The sequence below is a fragment of the Francisella halioticida genome (assembly GCF_002211785.1).
Classification (GTDB): Bacteria; Pseudomonadota; Gammaproteobacteria; order Francisellales; family Francisellaceae; genus Francisella; species Francisella halioticida.
The window spans coordinates 1,154,086-1,169,655 of the sequence record NZ_CP022132.1; the positions used below are offsets into that span (position 1 = coordinate 1,154,086).

A 15,570-nucleotide genomic window follows, 5' to 3' on the forward strand; every position below is an offset into this window, starting at 1 on the left:
TTTAGTGATTAATAATATAACTTCATAATCTAGCTTTTTCTTTTTACAGCTAAATCACATAGTAATATCATAGCTTGTTTATAGTCAGACTTTGGTAAAAAGCTTATTGTATGCTTTGCTAGATCTGCATATTCACAAGCAACCTTATAAGAGTACTCTACTGCACCACTATTTTTAACTATCGTGACAACCTCATTTACGTTATACTGACCATTTTCAATAGCATTTTTCAATATCTTTTGCTTTTCTTGATCAATATTTGCAAGAGCATAAATTGTTGGTAAGGTCATTTTACCCTCATCAAGATCATCACCTATATTTTTACCTAAACTCTCAGCATCTGATACATAGTCTAATACATCATCAGCTATCTGAAATGCATTTCCTAGGTGAACACCATAAGCTTTAATATTATCTTGGTATTCTTGATACTTATTTTCATCCAAACTGATAACTCCTGCTAATTCACAGGCAGCCTCAAAAAGCTTTGCTGTTTTGCAATATATGACATTTGTATAATCTTCTTCTGTAAGCTCAGAATTTCTAGCATTTAGTAGCTGCAAAACTTCTCCTTCAGAGATTTTATTTGTTGCATCTGCTAATATTTGCATAATTTGCATATTATCTAAGCCAACCATCATCTGAAAAGCTCTTGAGTATAAAAAATCTCCTGTCAAAACACTTACAGCATTGCCAAAAACATTATTTGCTGTTTCTTTACCTCTACGTAGCTCAGAATTATCAACCACATCATCATGTAATAATGTTGCAGTATGTATAAACTCAATAATAGCAGCACAAGACAAGTGTTTATTACCCTGATAACCTAACGCTCTTGAGAATAGCATAACCAAAAGCGGGCGTAATCTTTTACCACCACTATTTATAATGTAGTGACTAATCTGATTAATAAGAACTACATCCGAAGAAAGAGAGTCTATAATAAGCTGATTGTTATTTTTTATATCATGTTCAATAAGAATCTGAATATTTTTAAGCTGTTGCATTTTTTAAAAAATAGGTATTAATTAGACTTAAGAATAAAGTAGCATGCTTTATTTATCAATATAATATCAATAAATATTACTTTTAATTATCTTCATCATCTGATTTTTTAAAATATTTTAATATTTGTTTGTCTTGAGATGTAAGTTTAATAGTATCTGTATCTGCAGCACTATTAAAACCTTTAACGAATTCTTGAGAATTTTTCTTATTAATCTTAATCAATTTCTTAAGGTTTGATTTATATTGAGTAGCAATAATCATTCCTATTTCATAAGAATCTTGATCAGATATTTTATTATAGTCATGTTTCTTATCCAAAATAGTATCATCAAAACCAGCAATAAAATCTTTCTTTGAAAGCTCTTTATTCATTGCTTTAAAGCTTTTATGTGAAATTTTACCCAATGATTGACCTATCATATAAGGACTATATGAAGTTTTATTACCATCTGCAAAAGCATTACTGAAAATTATGCATGCAAATAATAGCAGCAAAATCTTAAATGTTTTTTTCATTATTTCTTGAAATTATTAAATACAGCTAAGAGGAATTTTAACATAAACACCTATAAAATTTATACCTTGTTTTAAAGCTTTCTAAAAATAAGTTTTGAAAATATATTTTTATAATATAAATATTGAAGTATTTGAATAAACACTAAAATAAACATGCAACAAGAGACTATAAGTGACACTGATCTATCCTGCTAATTTGGGACAGTTGTTAACTTCATTCTTCATTATAATTCAAAGTGACTAGGAGTCATGTAATTTATAGTTGAATGCTTCCTTTTAGTATTATAATAAGCCTCAATATATTCAAAGATTGAAGATTTAGCCTCATCTCTAGTTTTATATTTTTCATCATGCACTAACTCTACCTTTAGAGTTCCAAAGAAGCTTTCACAAGCAGCATTATCATAACAGCATCCTTTAGAGCTCATACTAGATAATAACCAATTATCACTTATGAGATTTTGAAATTTCTATGAGCAATACTGTGTACCTCTATCAGAATGAATAATAACACCGGTAGGAAAATCTCTTCTAAATAAGGCCATATTTAAAGTATTACATACTATCTCTGCTTTCATTCTTTTATCCATTGACCAACCTATAACTACTCTTGAAAATAAATCTATAATTACACACAAATATAGCCATCCTTCTTGGGTAGGGATATAAGTAATATCAGTAACCCATTTCTGATTAATATCTTGAGCATCAAAATCCTGATCAAGTAAATTACCCGCTACTTTCTTGTCATGATCAGAATTTGTTGTAACTTTGTATTTCTTACTTGCTTTAGCCTGTAAACCTAATAATTTAATACGTTTTGATACCCTCGGTTGTATTACTTTCCAGCCTTTATCTTTTAAATTCCCTATAAATCCTAACAGAACCATATCTAGATTTGTGATCATTAAATATTTGCATAATAGCCAGATCCAAATCATAGTCATTTAGTTGCCTTTTACCTATAGGATTATCTATCCACCTATAGTAAGCAGAAGTGCTTACTCCCAAAGTCTTGCATAATGTTGTTATAGCCATAACATCTCTATGACTTTGTATAAAGGCATACCTTACGTATTTGGGTTTGCAAAGTATGCCGCTGCCTTTTTTAGAATCTCTCGCTCTGTTTCTGCTTTCTTAAGTTTCTTTTTTAGCTCTGCATTCTCTGATATTAGATTTTGATATTGAGTTTTATAATCAATCTTTTTATCTTGTGTGGTAGATTTTGACATGTAGCTGGTTATCCATGTACAGAGTGTTTTATAATTTATTCCTAGATTATCTGCTATTTCTTTACGATTTGCATCTTCCGCTAAGCATAACTGCACTGCTTGATCCATAAATTCTTCTGGGTATCTTTTGTAAGCCATGTCTCTCTCCTTTTCCTGACATCAAAAGTGTCCAAAATTGACGGGGGAGATCATATATTTAAAGTTATGTAACCAAAATTTTCCAATTTTAATCTCCTATTATTTAGCAAATAATAGAAGTTTGAATGATTCACTTTTATGTAAATATATCAAACAAACTCCCTACGCTAATACTAATTAGATCAGGTTTTAAGGGTTTATCTCAGCCATAAAATAGCACCCCTGCTGTCTTAGTTGCATAGTCTTTATTAATTTAATATATTTTTAATTGGCAAATTAAGGCATCACTATAACTACCATCATTTTTTTATAATAATTTTTACGAATAGATATTTTTTTGAAACCAAGCTTATCATAAAGTTTAATCGCATAATAATTATTAATATCAACTTCCAAAAAAACCTCTGAGATCTTTTGTTCTACCAAATATGCAAAAGATGATTTAAGAATCTTATATCCTAAACCCTGATTTTGATCTGATTTATCTACGCAAACATATAAAAGTTGAGCCGTCTCAAAAACACTATTGAAAATAATGATTGCTCTTAGTTTCTCATTTTCAAATAAGCCTAAAGCCAAATCTTGATCTATAGAGTCTAAAACTTGTTGATCTGACCAACTAAAGCTATTATCTGTAGATCGTATAAGATTAATGACTTTATCAAAATAAGATTCATTTAAGCTTAAAATCTGCATATTTATGTAGCTTTGATAATATATATTTTTTACTCTCAACACTTAAAATATTACCATTATCAGCAATAAAATCTTTTTCGAAGAGATTAATTTCATCGTGATCATTTCGAAGACCTAAAGATTGAACCTTATAGACATTAACTTTTGAATTAAAAAATAAATTATCTACAATATTTTTTAAAAATCTAACATTAGGTTTATTTGCTAAAAATATATTGATAGTTTTATTGCTATCAATATTGTTTGTATAAATTAGCTTTTCGCTACTTACTTGCTTTTGCTCAATAGCACTAATAAATTCTTTAGGCTTTGTAGGTTTACTATCAGTTTGTAAATGATTTAACGATTTATATTGAGATTTTAATTCCCAAATATCTAAATCAAAGATATCGCCTAACTGACTTTCAAAACTCATTATTTTTTCTCTAATCTTTCAACTAACTTTTTTGGAAAAGAATATTCTTTAAGTTTAACTGACCTTCTAAGTTTATTAACCTCTGAAGGGGTAAGCTCCAATGTTTTCCCTCTAGATATATATTTTGGTAAGATGATATTCCCAAATCTAACTCTAGTTAACCTACTAACTGTAGCACCTATAGCTTCAAACATCCTTCTGACTTCTCTATTTTTACCTTCAGAGAGAGTTACATAATACCAAATATTTGCTCCTTCACCACCAGAGAACTTTATATTATTAAATTTAGCTACTCCATCTTCAAGCTTAATACCCTCTTTAAGCTTCTTTATAGTTTCATCAGAAAGTTGTTCTCCATAAACCCTTACAGCATATTCTCTTTCTATTTCATAAGATGGATGCATTAATCTATTAGCAAGATCTCCATCTGTAGTAAAAAGCAATAATCCTGTAGTACTTATATCTAAGCGTCCAACCATTATCCAGCGAGATTTTGCTAATTTTGGTAAAGAATCAAAGACTATCTTTCTATCTTTTTCATCTTTACTTGTACAGACTTCTCCCTCTCTTTTATGATATATAACAACTCTAGGTCTAGTCATTGGTTGACCATATAAATGTAAAGCCTTGCCATCAAAGCTAATTTTATCTTTATCTGTAGCTTTATCACCTATAGTTGCAACCTTACCATTAACCCTTACTCTACATTGCTGAATAAACTCTTCTATTTTTCTTCTGGATCCAATACCGTATTTTGCTAGTATTTTTTGTAATCTTTCTGAAGTTTTTTCTTCGGATTTATTTAGTCTGCGCATTCTTTATATCTCCCATATCAGCTTTTGAGAAGAACTGATTCATATCATCATCATTATAGTCACTAGAAGATAAAATAAGTTTAATCGTTGCAATCTCATTTTTATTATTAGCATATTCTGCTAGTTTAAGTCTTAATTCTAAGACTTTTCTATTATAAAAAAATTGGTTATCATTTTTCATACTATAAATAACTTTATAACATTTTGTATATTCTTTTTCCTCAAAATACATCTGTGCTAATTTTAGCTTAGCAGATCGATAATCTGTTCTAAATTTATTTGCTCTTACCATAAGTTTTAGAGCTTGAGCTTTGTTACCTTGCTTATATGCACACTCTGAATATAAAAATAATGTCTGAGCCATATTATCATTATTTGAAAGATAGAATGACCTATCAAATAATTCTTCAGCTTGAGTGTACTGATTTTTATCTTTACATAAAAATTGAGCATAAAAATTTATAGCTTCAAAATTTTTGGAATGATCATCTACAGTATCTCTATAGTATTTTCCTGCAACAGAGTTTACACCTATATTTTGATAATAATATCCCGCAGCATAGCCAACAATTGCTAAATTATAACCATGATCTTTTTGTAAAGTCTCTGCACGAATAAGTTTCTCTTTTGCTCTATCTAGGTAGCCTTCACTAGTATAAGTAATGGCTAGCTCAGCATATAATTCTGCAGCTTTTTTATAATCTGCCTCTTTTTGAGTATTAATTGGAACTGTATATTCTGCTGTATTACCATCAACAATATCATTAGACTTGCTTTGGCTTTGTTGAGAATCTTGCTGCGTAGGAGGGTTATGAGTGCTTGACTCTGAACTTGCACATGCAGCTAAAGCACTTGCAAATATAACTAAGGTAACAATCTTTTTAAGATTAGTTTGCATCGGTATCTCCAATCTTATTCAAATATCTTTCTTTTCTTTTTGTTTTATCCATCACATCACCAGCAAGCTGGCCACATGCCGCATCAATATCATCACCACGAGTTTTTCTTATGGTAGCAACAAAACCCCTATTCTGTAAATACTCTTTAAATTTATGAATTCTATTACCACTAGGTTTCTTATAAGGGGTTCCTGGATAAGGATTAAAAGGAATCAGGTTTATTTTAGCAGGAACCTCTCGAGATATTAATAACTCAACAAGCTCTTCTGCATCAAATAAATTATCATTAATTTCCTGCATCAATGTGTACTCAAAAGTTATATGTTTATGAGGACCTTTTTTAGCATATAACTTACATGCATCTAAAAGTTCATCAATATTGTATTTTCTATTAATTGGTACGATTTCATTTCTAAGATTATCATTTGAAGCATGTAATGACACGGCTAATGATACTCCAGACTGCTCAAGTAAATCATATATTCTTGGCACAACTCCTGAAGTACTAAGAGTTACTTTACGTCGAGATAATCCATAAGCTAAATCATTCATCATAATATCCATAGCTGGAACAACATTCTCAAAATTCATTAATGGCTCACCCATACCCATCATAACTATATTTGTCACGCCAAAATCATGCTCACCATTATTTTTTGATAATGTTCTAGCTGCAATCCAAAGTTGAGATATTACTTCTGCTGATGATAAGTTTCTATTAAATCCTTGCTTACCTGTTGAACAAAAGCTACAGTTCAATGTACAGCCAACCTGAGAAGACACGCATAAAGTTCCCCTACCTTCTTCAGGTATAAATACAGTCTCAACAGCGCTACCACCAACATCTATTAACCATTTATGTGTGCCATCCTTAGATACTTTACTAAATACAACTTTGGGAACTATTATTTCTGATTGTTGCTTTAATTTAGCACGTAAATTTTTTCCTAAGTCTGTCATGCAGTCAAAGTCTATAATGCCTTTTTTATGAATCCACTTAAAGACTTGCCTAGCATGAAACTTTTTTTCACCGATAGAAACAAAAAAATCTTCTATAGCTTTTTGGTTAAAACCAAGTAAGTTTGTTTTCTCTTGTTGCATAAAATATCTCTTTAAAATCTTTTAAAAGGCTATTCATTATAGCCAATATCACCTGGCAAAATATTATCATTTTCATTAGTCAAATTAGCAAAGCTAGCAAACTGTCCATCAAACCTTACATGAACAGCACCTATAGGTCCATTACGCTGTTTACCAATAATTATTTCACCTAGATTTTTATTATCTTCTTTATTTTTATTATAAACTTCGTCTCTATAAATAAACATAATCAAGTCAGCATCCTGCTCAATTGCACCAGATTCTCTTAAATCTGACATTATTGGTCGCTTATCTTGACGTTTTTCAAGATCTCTGCTTAGCTGTGATAATGCTATAACTGGTATATCAAGCTCTTTAGCAAGAGCTTTTAATGATCTTGAAATTTCAGAAACCTCAAGAGTTCTATTTGTCTCGTATCCTGGTATTTTCATAAGCTGAAGATAGTCTATCAAAATCATCGATAGACCATCATGCTCATTATATAATCTACGAGCTCTAGAACGCATTTCTGCTGGAGTTAAACTAGATGTATCATCTATATACAAAGGCATATCACTAAGATCTTTCATTGCCTTTGTAATTTTAACCCAGTGTGCATCATTTAAACGATTACATTCTTTTAGAAGATTCATCTCAACACGAGCTTGACTTGCCAGCATTCTTGTCACAATATCCTCCGAAGGCATCTCTAAACTAAAAACTAGTACAGGCTTTTCGGAAATTTTTGCAATATTTTGAGCAACATTAATACCAAGTACAGTTTTACCCATAGATGGTCTAGCTGCTATGATACCTAAATTAGCTCTTTGCAAACCAGAGGTCATTTTATCTAAATCAATGAAGCCTGTTGAAGCTCCTGTTAAACCAGTCCCTGCATCAACTATTGCACTCATACGATCAATAAGTTTTGGAATAACTGTTTTTATAGATTCAGGACCCTTAGTAAGAGTTTCTCTTTCTTTAGCAATATCTAGAATTCTGCTTTCAGCATAATCAATCACTTCATCAGGATTTTTTGAGGCAGATGAATATATTTTTTGAACTATATCATTGACACTATTTTGTAAGCTTCTAAGTTTGGCTTTATCTTTAACGATATTCGCATATGTCTTGATATTTGATACTGATGGTGTATTTGCAGCTAAATCAACAATATAAGCTTCACCACCGGCCTCATTAAGCACGCCTTCAGTAGCAAGATATTCACTTAAAATTAAGACATCAAAAGGTGTATTTGCTTGATTAAGAATATTAATTTGCTCATAAATAATTCTATGCTTTTTATCAAAGAAATCTTCTTTTAAAAGCAAATCTTCAACCAATTCTATATTTTGATTATTTAAGAGAATATTTCCTAAGATAGCCTTCTCTGCTTCAAGTGAATAAGTAGTTTCAGCAGCTTTAAATTGATAATCCATAGACTTCAAAAACCTTTTTTGCAAATACAAAAAAACCATGCCTAACACATGGTTTTTATATTTATCAAGATATATGTGTTAATTAGACTATTATAGAACTAACTTTGCATAGCTACAACATTTACTTTAATATCTGCATCTACATCTGTGTAAACATGAATTGATAATTCAAATTCACCTGTAGTTCTAATAACACCCTCTGGCATACGTACTTGGCTCTTTTCAATTTCTTTACCAGATTCTTTTGAAATGATCTCAGCAACTTCCACAGTACCTACTGACCCAAATAACTTACCACCATCTCCAGCTTGAGCCTCAATAGTATAAACTTTATCCTTAATAGAATCTGCTGTAGCAACTGCTGCATCAAATCTAGCTTTTTCTGCTTTTTCTAACTCAGCTTTTTGTGCTTCAAAAACTTCAATATTTATTTTTGTAGCTTGAACAGCCTTACCAAAAGGAATAAGGAAGTTTCTAGCATAACCAGGTTTTACATTTACGATATCACCTAATACGCCAAGATTTTCAACTTTTTCTTTTAAAATAACTTGCATTGTAATCAACCTCCAGTATTAGTTAAAGTGACGATCACAGTATGGTAATAATGCTAAGAACCTAGCTCTTTTAATAGCTGTAGACAATTGTCTTTGATACTTAGCTGATGTACCTGTTACACGACTAGGAACAATCTTACCAGTTTCAGTAATATAAGCTTTTAACTTATTTACATCTTTATAATCAATTTCTTTTACACCTTCAACAGTGAAACGGCAAACTTTACGACGACTCATTTTTGATATACCTCTATTAAATTACTTCTTTTTCATTTGATTGCATCATTATAGATAGCTCTACCACAGCTTCTTTTTGCGAGATCACTAAACGACGTAATATAGCATCGTTATATTTTAAAGAGTCTTGAAGCTTTTCTAATGACTCAGTACCACACTCAACATTAAATAATACATAGTGTGCTTTGTGAAGTTTCTCTATAGGGTAAGCTAATTGACGACGTCCCCAATCTTCAAATCTATGAATTTTTCCACCTTTCTCTTCAATAATGCCACGGTATTTATTAAGCATTGTTTCTAGCTGATCTGATTGATCAGGGTGAATCATTAAAACGATTTCATAATGTTTCATTTTATAAACTCCTTACGGTTTATCATTTTTTAGGTTTTTTACTGATAAGCTATGCAGTTACTTACATACATAGCAAAGAGCAAGAAAGGATTATACTGATATTTAATGATAAAATCAATTTATATTTCTAACTAGAGCCTTTTTTTTAAAAGAAGTTTTTAGAGAATAGTTTTTGATTTTTATATCACCGAATAATAAATTTTGTTTAATTAAAATAATAAAAAATACTTCACGAAATTATATCTTCTGTATTGACACCTAGATAAAGAGTAATCAGCAATTTTTATACCACTAAACCCTTCTTAATTGAATATCCCCTATTGACAGCGTTCTCAACATTAAAATAGTTTCTGCTAATAATACGCAGTAAAACAGTTTAAAATAAAATACCTAATAAATAATATTGTATCATCAAGTAATATATAAAAACTATTGTAATGAATATACAAGGATTAAGCATAAGAACTTTAATAAAAACACTGTTAATTACTACAGTAATTGTAACGTTAATAACTAGTTGTTATTCAAGCAAAACTACAACTCAAATAAATCCAAAATGGTTGGTACAAATTCTGGAACTTATACTCCAAAATATTTATCTGTTCCAGAATATAAAAAATGCTTAGAAGTATATAGTTTTGGATCTTGGAAAGGTTATTGTCTTCCTAATAAAATCAAAAATCACTGCCCTACTTCATCATTCAATAAACTAAAACAACTTGACTTATTAAATTGTCAAGAAGATGATAAAACTATTAAAAATATTCCTTTAGAACCTGGACCTGTTATAGTTATAAATGGCAAACCTATTGATACATCAGTTAAATAAAAATAACTCTAATCTAGAAACTTCCCTTCTTTTTTGCTTTGCAGTAATATACTTGTAAAATTTATACTTTAGGGTATCAATCATGAAAAAAACTGCTTTAATTACAGGTGCTACAAAAGGTATTGGTTTAGAAACAAGTATTTATCTAGCTAAGTTAAAATGGAATGTTATAGGTATAGCTCGTGATTTTAAAAAAGACTTTCCAGGAACTCTTATTAAATGTGATTTATCTAATCGTGACCAAACACAGCTAATTTTAGAAGAAATTAAAGAAAAATATGATTCTCAAATGCAATAATTAATAACGTTGATATCGTATTACCCCAACCTTTAGAAGATATATCCCTCGATTCGATAGATAAAGTTTATGACTTAAATGTCAGAACAGCCATTCAAATTGCTCAGTTTTTTTCACCAGCAATGAAATTAGCAAAATGGGGGCGTATTATAATGCTAGCAGAACAATTTATGGTGTTAAAGATCGTACAAGCTATGCTGCTGCAAAGTCTGCTTTAGTCGGATGTACAAAAACGCGGGCTTTAGAATTAGCTAAATATGGAATATGTGTAAATGCAATAGCTCCTGGACCAATAGAAACAGATTTATTTAGAGAAAAAAGGCCTATTGGTAGTGATGCCGAAAAAGCTGTTTTAAATACTATTCCCATGGAACGTATTGGTCATCCCATTGAAATGGCTGCAACGATATCTTTTTTACTATCTAATCATGCAAGCTATATAACTGGGCAAGTAATTTCTGTTGATGGAGGCGGAAGCTTATAAAATATTACTTTTAATAGTTTTCTACCTCTCAATTAAACTTATGCTAGCTTTATACTCTCTTAAATAATCAAATAAGTTCGTATTTAAAAAATATCCATTTTTTATAAAATCACTAAAGCTAGAAGTATCTAGAACATTAATATTTGTAACATCAAAATATAAGCCTATTCCTAAACTTTTAATTACAGCTTCTTTAATATTAAAAACATTAAAGAAAAAATTTAATTTATCAGTTTCTCTTATAAGCTTATTATAATAAGATATTTCTTTAGGGTGCATTATTATATTTCTTAAGTCTTGATGATTAATTTTAGTATCTATAAACTCAATATCTACACCGATATTATACTTATCACTAATTGCTACTACCACATAACATTCGGAGTAAGATATGCTAAAATCAATATTTTCATTAGCTTCTAGAAAGGGTTTTTGATACTGACCATACTTCAATCCAAAGTTATCTATTTGATATTTAAACTTCAAATAATTGTATAAAAAACTACGTGCTAATAGCCTTTTATTTCTATCCTTTTCAAATTTATATTTTTTGATTGCCAAAATTTGACTGTTTGGAATAGTATCTAAATCTATCTGATTAATATTCTCAGCTATATTTAGTAAAAAAATATTAGTAGATTTTAGACTATATTCATCAAATTTAAATTTAGAAATCACATTAAAATACAAACTATACAAGATAGAAGTATTTTAATTAAAACACTTACTTAAGAAAAGAATAATTTGTTATAAACTCATCTCTAAAATTTTTCTTGTATCTTCTAGAGTAATATCTTGATGCTCGCCTAAAGCATTCATTCCATTAGTTTCAAGGCTTTTTACTATTTTGTCAAACTGGTCAGAATTAAAGTTATAAGAAACTAGTCTAGTAGGGTTACCCATTTTCTCAAAAAACTCTACTGTTTTTATTATAGCTATATCTATTTTTTCATCTTTACTAACTGACCTAGGGACGCCCCAAACTCTTTCAGCATATTGGGCTATCTTATCACCCTTTCTATCTCTTTTATGTTGCATAATACTCGGTAAAATTATAGCAAGAGTCTGAGCATGATCTAAACCATAAAAAGTTGTCAATTCATGACCAATCATATGCGTTGACCAATCCATAGCAACTCCCCTAGAAATTACAGAATTAAGTGCCATAGTTGCTGACCACATTATGTTTGCTCTTACATCATAGTCATCTGGATTATGAATAACTTTTCCACCTTCTTCAATAAGAGTTAGTAATATTGCTTCTGCAAATCTATCTTGTAAAGGAGCATTTTGTGGGAATGTTAGGTATTGCTCGATAACGTGTACAAAAGCATCAACAACACCATTTGCAACTTGACGAGCTGGCAAAGTATATGTAACTTCGGGATCTAATATTGAAAATTTAGGAAAAACTTTCTCATTCATAAAAGCTCGCTTTTTATCTATTTCTCTTCTTGAGATAACTGCTGCTGCATTCATTTCAGATCCGGTAGCTGGAATAGTTAATACCGTACCAAAGTCAACAGTTTCTTTAATCTCAGCCCCTTTAGCTAGAATATCCCACGGCTGACCATCAAATTTAACTGCCGCAGAAATAAATTTAGTTGCATCTATTACAGAACCTCCGCCAACTGCTAGTATAAAATCTATATTATTTTCTTTTATATATTCTACAGCTTTCATACAAGTTTCATATTCAGGGTTTGGCTCTATTCCTGAAAACTCATACGTATTATGATCAGTTAAAGCATTTTTTACCTGCTGATAAACCCCATTTTTCTTGATACTTCCCCCACCATATATTATTAAGATTTTTTTATCTTTACTGATAGCTTCAGCTACTTTAGCAATTTCTCCCTTACCAAAGAAGATCTTCACTGGATTATAATATTCAAAATTTTGCATTATATTGTTACCTTTTTTTACTAATCTTCTAACAGTATATTTTTTTAAAACAAAAATAAATTTCTACTATATATTTATTATTTTAAAAGTATAATTTTTATAAAAAGATTTTCTAAAATGATAAAAAATATAAAATATCTTCTATTGCTTATAGTATTTGTAAGCTTTGGATATAGTCAAACAATAAATGTTGCTGCTGTTCAGATGCTTATTAAGTAAACTGTCCCTGTTATTCAATACCACTTTATAAAATATTTTTATTCCTTGCTTTTATGCAGCATCTAAAATACCAGAATATACTTCATCAGGAGTCATATATCCAATACTAGAATGTAGTCTTTCATTGTTGTAAATATCAATATATTCTTTGATACCTACTTTAGCCTCTTTCATAGTTATATATGATGCCGGATAAACATTTTCATATTTCAGTGTTCTCCAAAATCTCTCAATTGCAATATTATCTATAGATCTTCCTTTAGCATCCATAGATATATTTATTTTATTATCAGATAATATTTTAATATGCTCTTTTGCTGTATATTGAGTTCCTTGATCAGAGTTAAAGATATCAGGTTTACCATATTTAAATAACGCTTCTTTTAACACACTAGTTGTTAGATGTGTATCCATAGTATTAGAAATCTTCCAAGCTAGTGTTTTCTTGCTATGCCAATCTATTATGGCTACTAAATATGCATACCTACATTCTAGTCTAATATACGTGATATCAGCACTCCATACCTTATTAGCTTTATCTATAACAACCTGATTCGTCTCATTTTTAAATACATTAAGTAAGTATGGATATTTCTTGTGTTGCTTATTAATGACAGTTGTCTTTTTTTTAGGATACAATGCCTTAATACCCATGAATTACATAGCACTTTTGATTAGCTTCCTTCCAACTAGAAATCCTAATCTATTTAGCAACTTTACTAGCCTTCTCGTACCATAATATGGATGTTTAGTATGTATCAAATCTATTGCATTTAATAGTCTAATATCATCATTACTACTAAATTTTGATATTGGTGTATAATAGTACACACTCTTAGATACAGATAATAGTTTAAGCTGATTATTTAAAGATAATTCTAGCTTAGTATCTACAGAGTTTACTCTATCATTTGATGATACCAAGCTTTTTAGCTTTCCCATTAAAAAATCCCTCTCTACTATTACCTCGCCTAGTTCTTTACTTGTTGCATCTTTATCTTTTCTAAGCTCATCTATTTCCTGCTTATACTCCTTAACAACAGAGCTTTTATCAAATGCTAAGCAAGCATTAGATAAAAATTGCTGCTTCCAATTGTGCACGTTTTTAGGAAGTAAATCATACTTACTTGCTATCTCATTAACTGTCATATCGCCTTCTAGCAATTCTATAATTACTTTAGCTTTAAAATCAGCTGTATACGTTACTCTTTTTTTACTCATTTATCTATTTCCTAATTTATCTAGTTAAGTTTAACATCTAGGAATAAAAATCTTTCTAAAATCAGTAGCTTTTTCTGGGGACATTATATAAACGACATTTTTGTAAATAAAAAAGTTTATAGTATTTGGAAATACTATATTCAAAATGGAACAGGGTATTTTCTTCTCACCTTTTCTATATCTGCTAAAACTTCTTCAGATAGTTCTAAGTTAATAGCATCTATATTTGTTTTAAGTTGTTTCATATTAGTAGCACCAATAAGACTACAACTCATATAGGATTTTCTAATTGTAAAGGCTATTGCCATTTGACAAATATCTAAATTATGCTTTTTAGCAACATTAATATATTCAGTTACAGCCTCATCTTGTGTAGCAAATCTAAAACCGTAACGATCTTCTTGACCATCTAAAATTTCAGGAGACATGCGGGTACCTGCAGGCCTAGCACCATTTCTGTACTTACCTGTTATTACTCCTTGCTCAAGAGGTGACCATGCTAGATAAGATATTTCTTCTAATGCTGTAGTTTCCATAATATCAGTTTCATCTCTTCTACGATTAATGTTATATTCATTCTGTAGGCTTTGAATACGAGGAAGATTATGCTTTTCAGAAAGTTTAATAAATTGATTAACTCCCCAGGCAGAATCATTTGACAATCCTATATGACGGATTTTCCCAGTCTTTATCAGCTCATCGCATGTTTGTAAAGTTTCAAGAATATTTTCAATGATTTCAATTTTATTTTTCTCACCAACCTTAGGTTCAAAATCCCACCACCCACAAAAGTGATAATTAGGTCTATTTGTTGGAAAATGAAATTGATACAAGTCTATATAATCCGTCTTAAGACGTTTTAAACTATTGTTTACTGCATCAATGATATTGGCTTTGTTAGTCTTTGGGTTATCTTCATCTCTTGCCCATGGCATAGGAGAAAATTTAGTTGCCAAAACAATTTCATTACGTTTATTTTTCGATTTAAACCAGTTACCAATTATTTCTTCAGTTTTACCATACGTTTTAGCAGTAGGAGGAATTGCATACATTTCAGCAGTATCCCAAAAATTTATACCTTGTGATAAAGCATAATCCATTTGTTCAAAGCCTTCAGCTTGAGTATTTTGTTTTCCCCAAGTCATAGTACCAAGACATATTCTACTAATATTAATATCAGTCTTACCTAATTTTGTATATTTCATATTTATAACAATTTTTGAGTTTGAGGAA

At 30.1% G+C, this 15,570-nt stretch carries 22 protein-coding genes, 1 pseudogene and 1 riboswitch; of the genes and pseudogenes, 4 read left to right on the forward strand and 19 right to left on the reverse strand.

All coding sequences use genetic code 11. The features are described from left to right. Window positions 1-29: 29 nt before the first annotated feature. From CDV26_RS06210 to rpsF, 14 genes and pseudogenes are all read right to left on the reverse strand, one after another. Window positions 30-1,007 carry a polyprenyl synthetase family protein gene (locus CDV26_RS06210; RefSeq protein WP_088772544.1) on the reverse strand — a complete coding sequence of 326 codons (978 nt, stop codon included), beginning with the start codon at window positions 1,005-1,007 and terminating at the stop codon, window positions 30-32. Window positions 1,008-1,089: 82 nt separating this feature from the next. Beyond that, window positions 1,090-1,524 carry a hypothetical protein gene (locus tag CDV26_RS06215; protein WP_088772545.1) on the reverse strand — a complete coding sequence of 145 codons (435 nt, stop codon included), beginning with the start codon at window positions 1,522-1,524 and terminating at the stop codon, window positions 1,090-1,092. 224 nt (window positions 1,525-1,748) lie between these two features. Then, window positions 1,749-1,952: an IS3 family transposase gene (locus CDV26_RS06220; protein ID WP_088772546.1), complete on the reverse strand. Its 204-nt coding sequence runs from the start codon at window positions 1,950-1,952 to the stop codon at window positions 1,749-1,751. Window positions 1,953-1,994: 42 nt separating this feature from the next. Continuing rightward, on the reverse strand, window positions 1,995-2,432 hold the full coding sequence (locus CDV26_RS06225; protein WP_157671328.1) for a DDE-type integrase/transposase/recombinase: 438 nt from the start codon (window positions 2,430-2,432) through the stop codon (window positions 1,995-1,997). 162 nt (window positions 2,433-2,594) lie between these two features. After that, on the reverse strand, window positions 2,595-2,894 hold the full coding sequence (locus tag CDV26_RS06230; protein ID WP_088772156.1) for a transposase: 300 nt from the start codon (window positions 2,892-2,894) through the stop codon (window positions 2,595-2,597). Between the two features lie 141 nt (window positions 2,895-3,035). After that, window positions 3,036-3,128: riboswitch (TPP riboswitch) on the reverse strand. 19 nt (window positions 3,129-3,147) lie between these two features. Next, a pseudogene (locus CDV26_RS06235) lies at window positions 3,148-3,590 on the reverse strand (GNAT family N-acetyltransferase). Beyond that, entirely contained in the window at window positions 3,568-4,005 is a 438-nt protein-coding gene (locus tag CDV26_RS06240; protein WP_088772547.1) for a chloroquine resistance protein, read from the reverse strand. The pseudogene CDV26_RS06235 and the gene CDV26_RS06240 overlap by 23 nt, the downstream one beginning before the upstream one ends. Beyond that, window positions 4,005-4,820, reverse strand: a complete 816-nt coding sequence (gene rluB / locus CDV26_RS06245; protein ID WP_088772548.1) for a 23S rRNA pseudouridine(2605) synthase RluB — start codon at window positions 4,818-4,820, stop codon at window positions 4,005-4,007. The genes CDV26_RS06240 and rluB overlap by 1 nt, the downstream gene beginning before the upstream one ends. Beyond that, complete coding sequence (locus CDV26_RS06250) at window positions 4,804-5,718, reverse strand: pilus assembly protein PilF (RefSeq protein ID WP_088772549.1); 915 nt, start codon at window positions 5,716-5,718, stop codon at window positions 4,804-4,806. Before CDV26_RS06250 ends, rluB begins: the two co-directional genes overlap by 17 nt. Next, window positions 5,708-6,820 carry a dual-specificity RNA methyltransferase RlmN gene (gene rlmN, locus CDV26_RS06255; RefSeq protein WP_088772550.1) on the reverse strand — a complete coding sequence of 371 codons (1,113 nt, stop codon included), beginning with the start codon at window positions 6,818-6,820 and terminating at the stop codon, window positions 5,708-5,710. The genes CDV26_RS06250 and rlmN overlap by 11 nt, the downstream gene beginning before the upstream one ends. Before the next feature lie 29 nt (window positions 6,821-6,849). Further along, window positions 6,850-8,238: a replicative DNA helicase gene (gene dnaB, locus CDV26_RS06260; protein WP_169709722.1), complete on the reverse strand. Its 1,389-nt coding sequence runs from the start codon at window positions 8,236-8,238 to the stop codon at window positions 6,850-6,852. 98 nt (window positions 8,239-8,336) lie between these two features. Continuing rightward, complete coding sequence (gene rplI, locus CDV26_RS06265) at window positions 8,337-8,792, reverse strand: 50S ribosomal protein L9 (protein WP_088772552.1); 456 nt, start codon at window positions 8,790-8,792, stop codon at window positions 8,337-8,339. An 18-nt stretch (window positions 8,793-8,810) separates the two neighbouring features. Then, window positions 8,811-9,029, reverse strand: coding sequence for a 30S ribosomal protein S18 (rpsR, locus tag CDV26_RS06270; RefSeq protein ID WP_070083940.1), 219 nt, complete (start codon window positions 9,027-9,029; stop codon window positions 8,811-8,813). A gap of 16 nt (window positions 9,030-9,045) precedes the next feature. Continuing rightward, on the reverse strand, window positions 9,046-9,381 hold the full coding sequence (gene rpsF / locus CDV26_RS06275; protein WP_088772553.1) for a 30S ribosomal protein S6: 336 nt from the start codon (window positions 9,379-9,381) through the stop codon (window positions 9,046-9,048). A 556-nt stretch (window positions 9,382-9,937) separates the two neighbouring features. Here rpsF and CDV26_RS06280 point away from each other — a divergent pair. The 4 genes from CDV26_RS06280 to CDV26_RS13125 all read left to right on the forward strand — a co-directional run bounded on the left by CDV26_RS06280 (window position 9,938) and on the right by CDV26_RS13125 (window position 10,992). After that, window positions 9,938-10,210: a hypothetical protein gene (locus tag CDV26_RS06280; RefSeq protein ID WP_088772554.1), complete on the forward strand. Its 273-nt coding sequence runs from the start codon at window positions 9,938-9,940 to the stop codon at window positions 10,208-10,210. 82 nt (window positions 10,211-10,292) lie between these two features. Then, window positions 10,293-10,508, forward strand: coding sequence for an SDR family NAD(P)-dependent oxidoreductase (locus CDV26_RS13120; RefSeq protein ID WP_245806398.1), 216 nt, complete (start codon window positions 10,293-10,295; stop codon window positions 10,506-10,508). A 41-nt stretch (window positions 10,509-10,549) separates the two neighbouring features. After that, window positions 10,550-10,726, forward strand: coding sequence for a hypothetical protein (locus CDV26_RS13570; RefSeq protein WP_255321883.1), 177 nt, complete (start codon window positions 10,550-10,552; stop codon window positions 10,724-10,726). Then, entirely contained in the window at window positions 10,645-10,992 is a 348-nt protein-coding gene (locus CDV26_RS13125; RefSeq protein WP_245806399.1) for an SDR family oxidoreductase, read from the forward strand. Before CDV26_RS13570 ends, CDV26_RS13125 begins: the two co-directional genes overlap by 82 nt. 21 nt (window positions 10,993-11,013) lie before the next feature. Here CDV26_RS13125 and CDV26_RS06290 read toward each other — a convergent pair whose 3' ends face one another. From CDV26_RS06290 to CDV26_RS06305, 5 genes are all read right to left on the reverse strand, one after another. Continuing rightward, window positions 11,014-11,670, reverse strand: coding sequence for a 4'-phosphopantetheinyl transferase family protein (locus CDV26_RS06290; protein WP_157671504.1), 657 nt, complete (start codon window positions 11,668-11,670; stop codon window positions 11,014-11,016). A gap of 69 nt (window positions 11,671-11,739) precedes the next feature. Further along, window positions 11,740-12,897, reverse strand: a complete 1,158-nt coding sequence (locus tag CDV26_RS06295) for an iron-containing alcohol dehydrogenase (protein WP_088772556.1) — start codon at window positions 12,895-12,897, stop codon at window positions 11,740-11,742. Window positions 12,898-13,167: 270 nt separating this feature from the next. Further along, window positions 13,168-13,770: an IS3 family transposase gene (locus CDV26_RS12110; RefSeq protein WP_157671506.1), complete on the reverse strand. Its 603-nt coding sequence runs from the start codon at window positions 13,768-13,770 to the stop codon at window positions 13,168-13,170. Window positions 13,771-13,773: 3 nt separating this feature from the next. Further along, window positions 13,774-14,337 carry a transposase gene (locus tag CDV26_RS12115; protein ID WP_157671508.1) on the reverse strand — a complete coding sequence of 188 codons (564 nt, stop codon included), beginning with the start codon at window positions 14,335-14,337 and terminating at the stop codon, window positions 13,774-13,776. A gap of 140 nt (window positions 14,338-14,477) precedes the next feature. Beyond that, on the reverse strand, window positions 14,478-15,542 hold the full coding sequence (locus CDV26_RS06305; RefSeq protein ID WP_088772557.1) for an aldo/keto reductase: 1,065 nt from the start codon (window positions 15,540-15,542) through the stop codon (window positions 14,478-14,480). Between the last annotated feature and the right edge of the window lie 28 nt (window positions 15,543-15,570).

Bases quoted from the DNA above. Each gene is read 5' to 3' on its own strand.
- CDV26_RS06230 (WP_088772156.1), bottom strand. From the start codon at position 2,894: ATGGCTTACAAAAGATACCCAGAAGAATTTATGGATCAAGCAGTGCAG.
- CDV26_RS06250 (WP_088772549.1), bottom strand. From the start codon at position 5,718: ATGCAAACTAATCTTAAAAAGATTGTTACCTTAGTTATATTTGCAAGT.
- CDV26_RS06215 (WP_088772545.1), bottom strand. From the start codon at position 1,524: ATGAAAAAAACATTTAAGATTTTGCTGCTATTATTTGCATGCATAATT.
- rpsR (WP_070083940.1), bottom strand. From the start codon at position 9,029: ATGAGTCGTCGTAAAGTTTGCCGTTTCACTGTTGAAGGTGTAAAAGAA.
- CDV26_RS06220 (WP_088772546.1), bottom strand. From the start codon at position 1,952: ATGAGCTCTAAAGGATGCTGTTATGATAATGCTGCTTGTGAAAGCTTC.
- CDV26_RS06240 (WP_088772547.1), bottom strand. From the start codon at position 4,005: ATGAGTTTTGAAAGTCAGTTAGGCGATATCTTTGATTTAGATATTTGG.
- rlmN (WP_088772550.1), bottom strand. From the start codon at position 6,820: ATGCAACAAGAGAAAACAAACTTACTTGGTTTTAACCAAAAAGCTATA.
- CDV26_RS13125 (WP_245806399.1), top strand. From the start codon at position 10,645: ATGGGGGCGTATTATAATGCTAGCAGAACAATTTATGGTGTTAAAGAT.
- rpsF (WP_088772553.1), bottom strand. From the start codon at position 9,381: ATGAAACATTATGAAATCGTTTTAATGATTCACCCTGATCAATCAGAT.
- CDV26_RS06295 (WP_088772556.1), bottom strand. From the start codon at position 12,897: ATGCAAAATTTTGAATATTATAATCCAGTGAAGATCTTCTTTGGTAAG.
- CDV26_RS12110 (WP_157671506.1), bottom strand. From the start codon at position 13,770: ATGGGTATTAAGGCATTGTATCCTAAAAAAAAGACAACTGTCATTAAT.
- dnaB (WP_169709722.1), bottom strand. From the start codon at position 8,238: ATGGATTATCAATTTAAAGCTGCTGAAACTACTTATTCACTTGAAGCA.
- rluB (WP_088772548.1), bottom strand. From the start codon at position 4,820: ATGCGCAGACTAAATAAATCCGAAGAAAAAACTTCAGAAAGATTACAA.
- CDV26_RS06280 (WP_088772554.1), top strand. From the start codon at position 9,938: ATGGTTGGTACAAATTCTGGAACTTATACTCCAAAATATTTATCTGTT.
- rplI (WP_088772552.1), bottom strand. From the start codon at position 8,792: ATGCAAGTTATTTTAAAAGAAAAAGTTGAAAATCTTGGCGTATTAGGT.
- CDV26_RS06210 (WP_088772544.1), bottom strand. From the start codon at position 1,007: ATGCAACAGCTTAAAAATATTCAGATTCTTATTGAACATGATATAAAA.
- CDV26_RS12115 (WP_157671508.1), bottom strand. From the start codon at position 14,337: ATGAGTAAAAAAAGAGTAACGTATACAGCTGATTTTAAAGCTAAAGTA.
- CDV26_RS06225 (WP_157671328.1), bottom strand. From the start codon at position 2,432: ATGATCACAAATCTAGATATGGTTCTGTTAGGATTTATAGGGAATTTA.
- CDV26_RS13120 (WP_245806398.1), top strand. From the start codon at position 10,293: ATGAAAAAAACTGCTTTAATTACAGGTGCTACAAAAGGTATTGGTTTA.
- CDV26_RS06305 (WP_088772557.1), bottom strand. From the start codon at position 15,542: ATGAAATATACAAAATTAGGTAAGACTGATATTAATATTAGTAGAATA.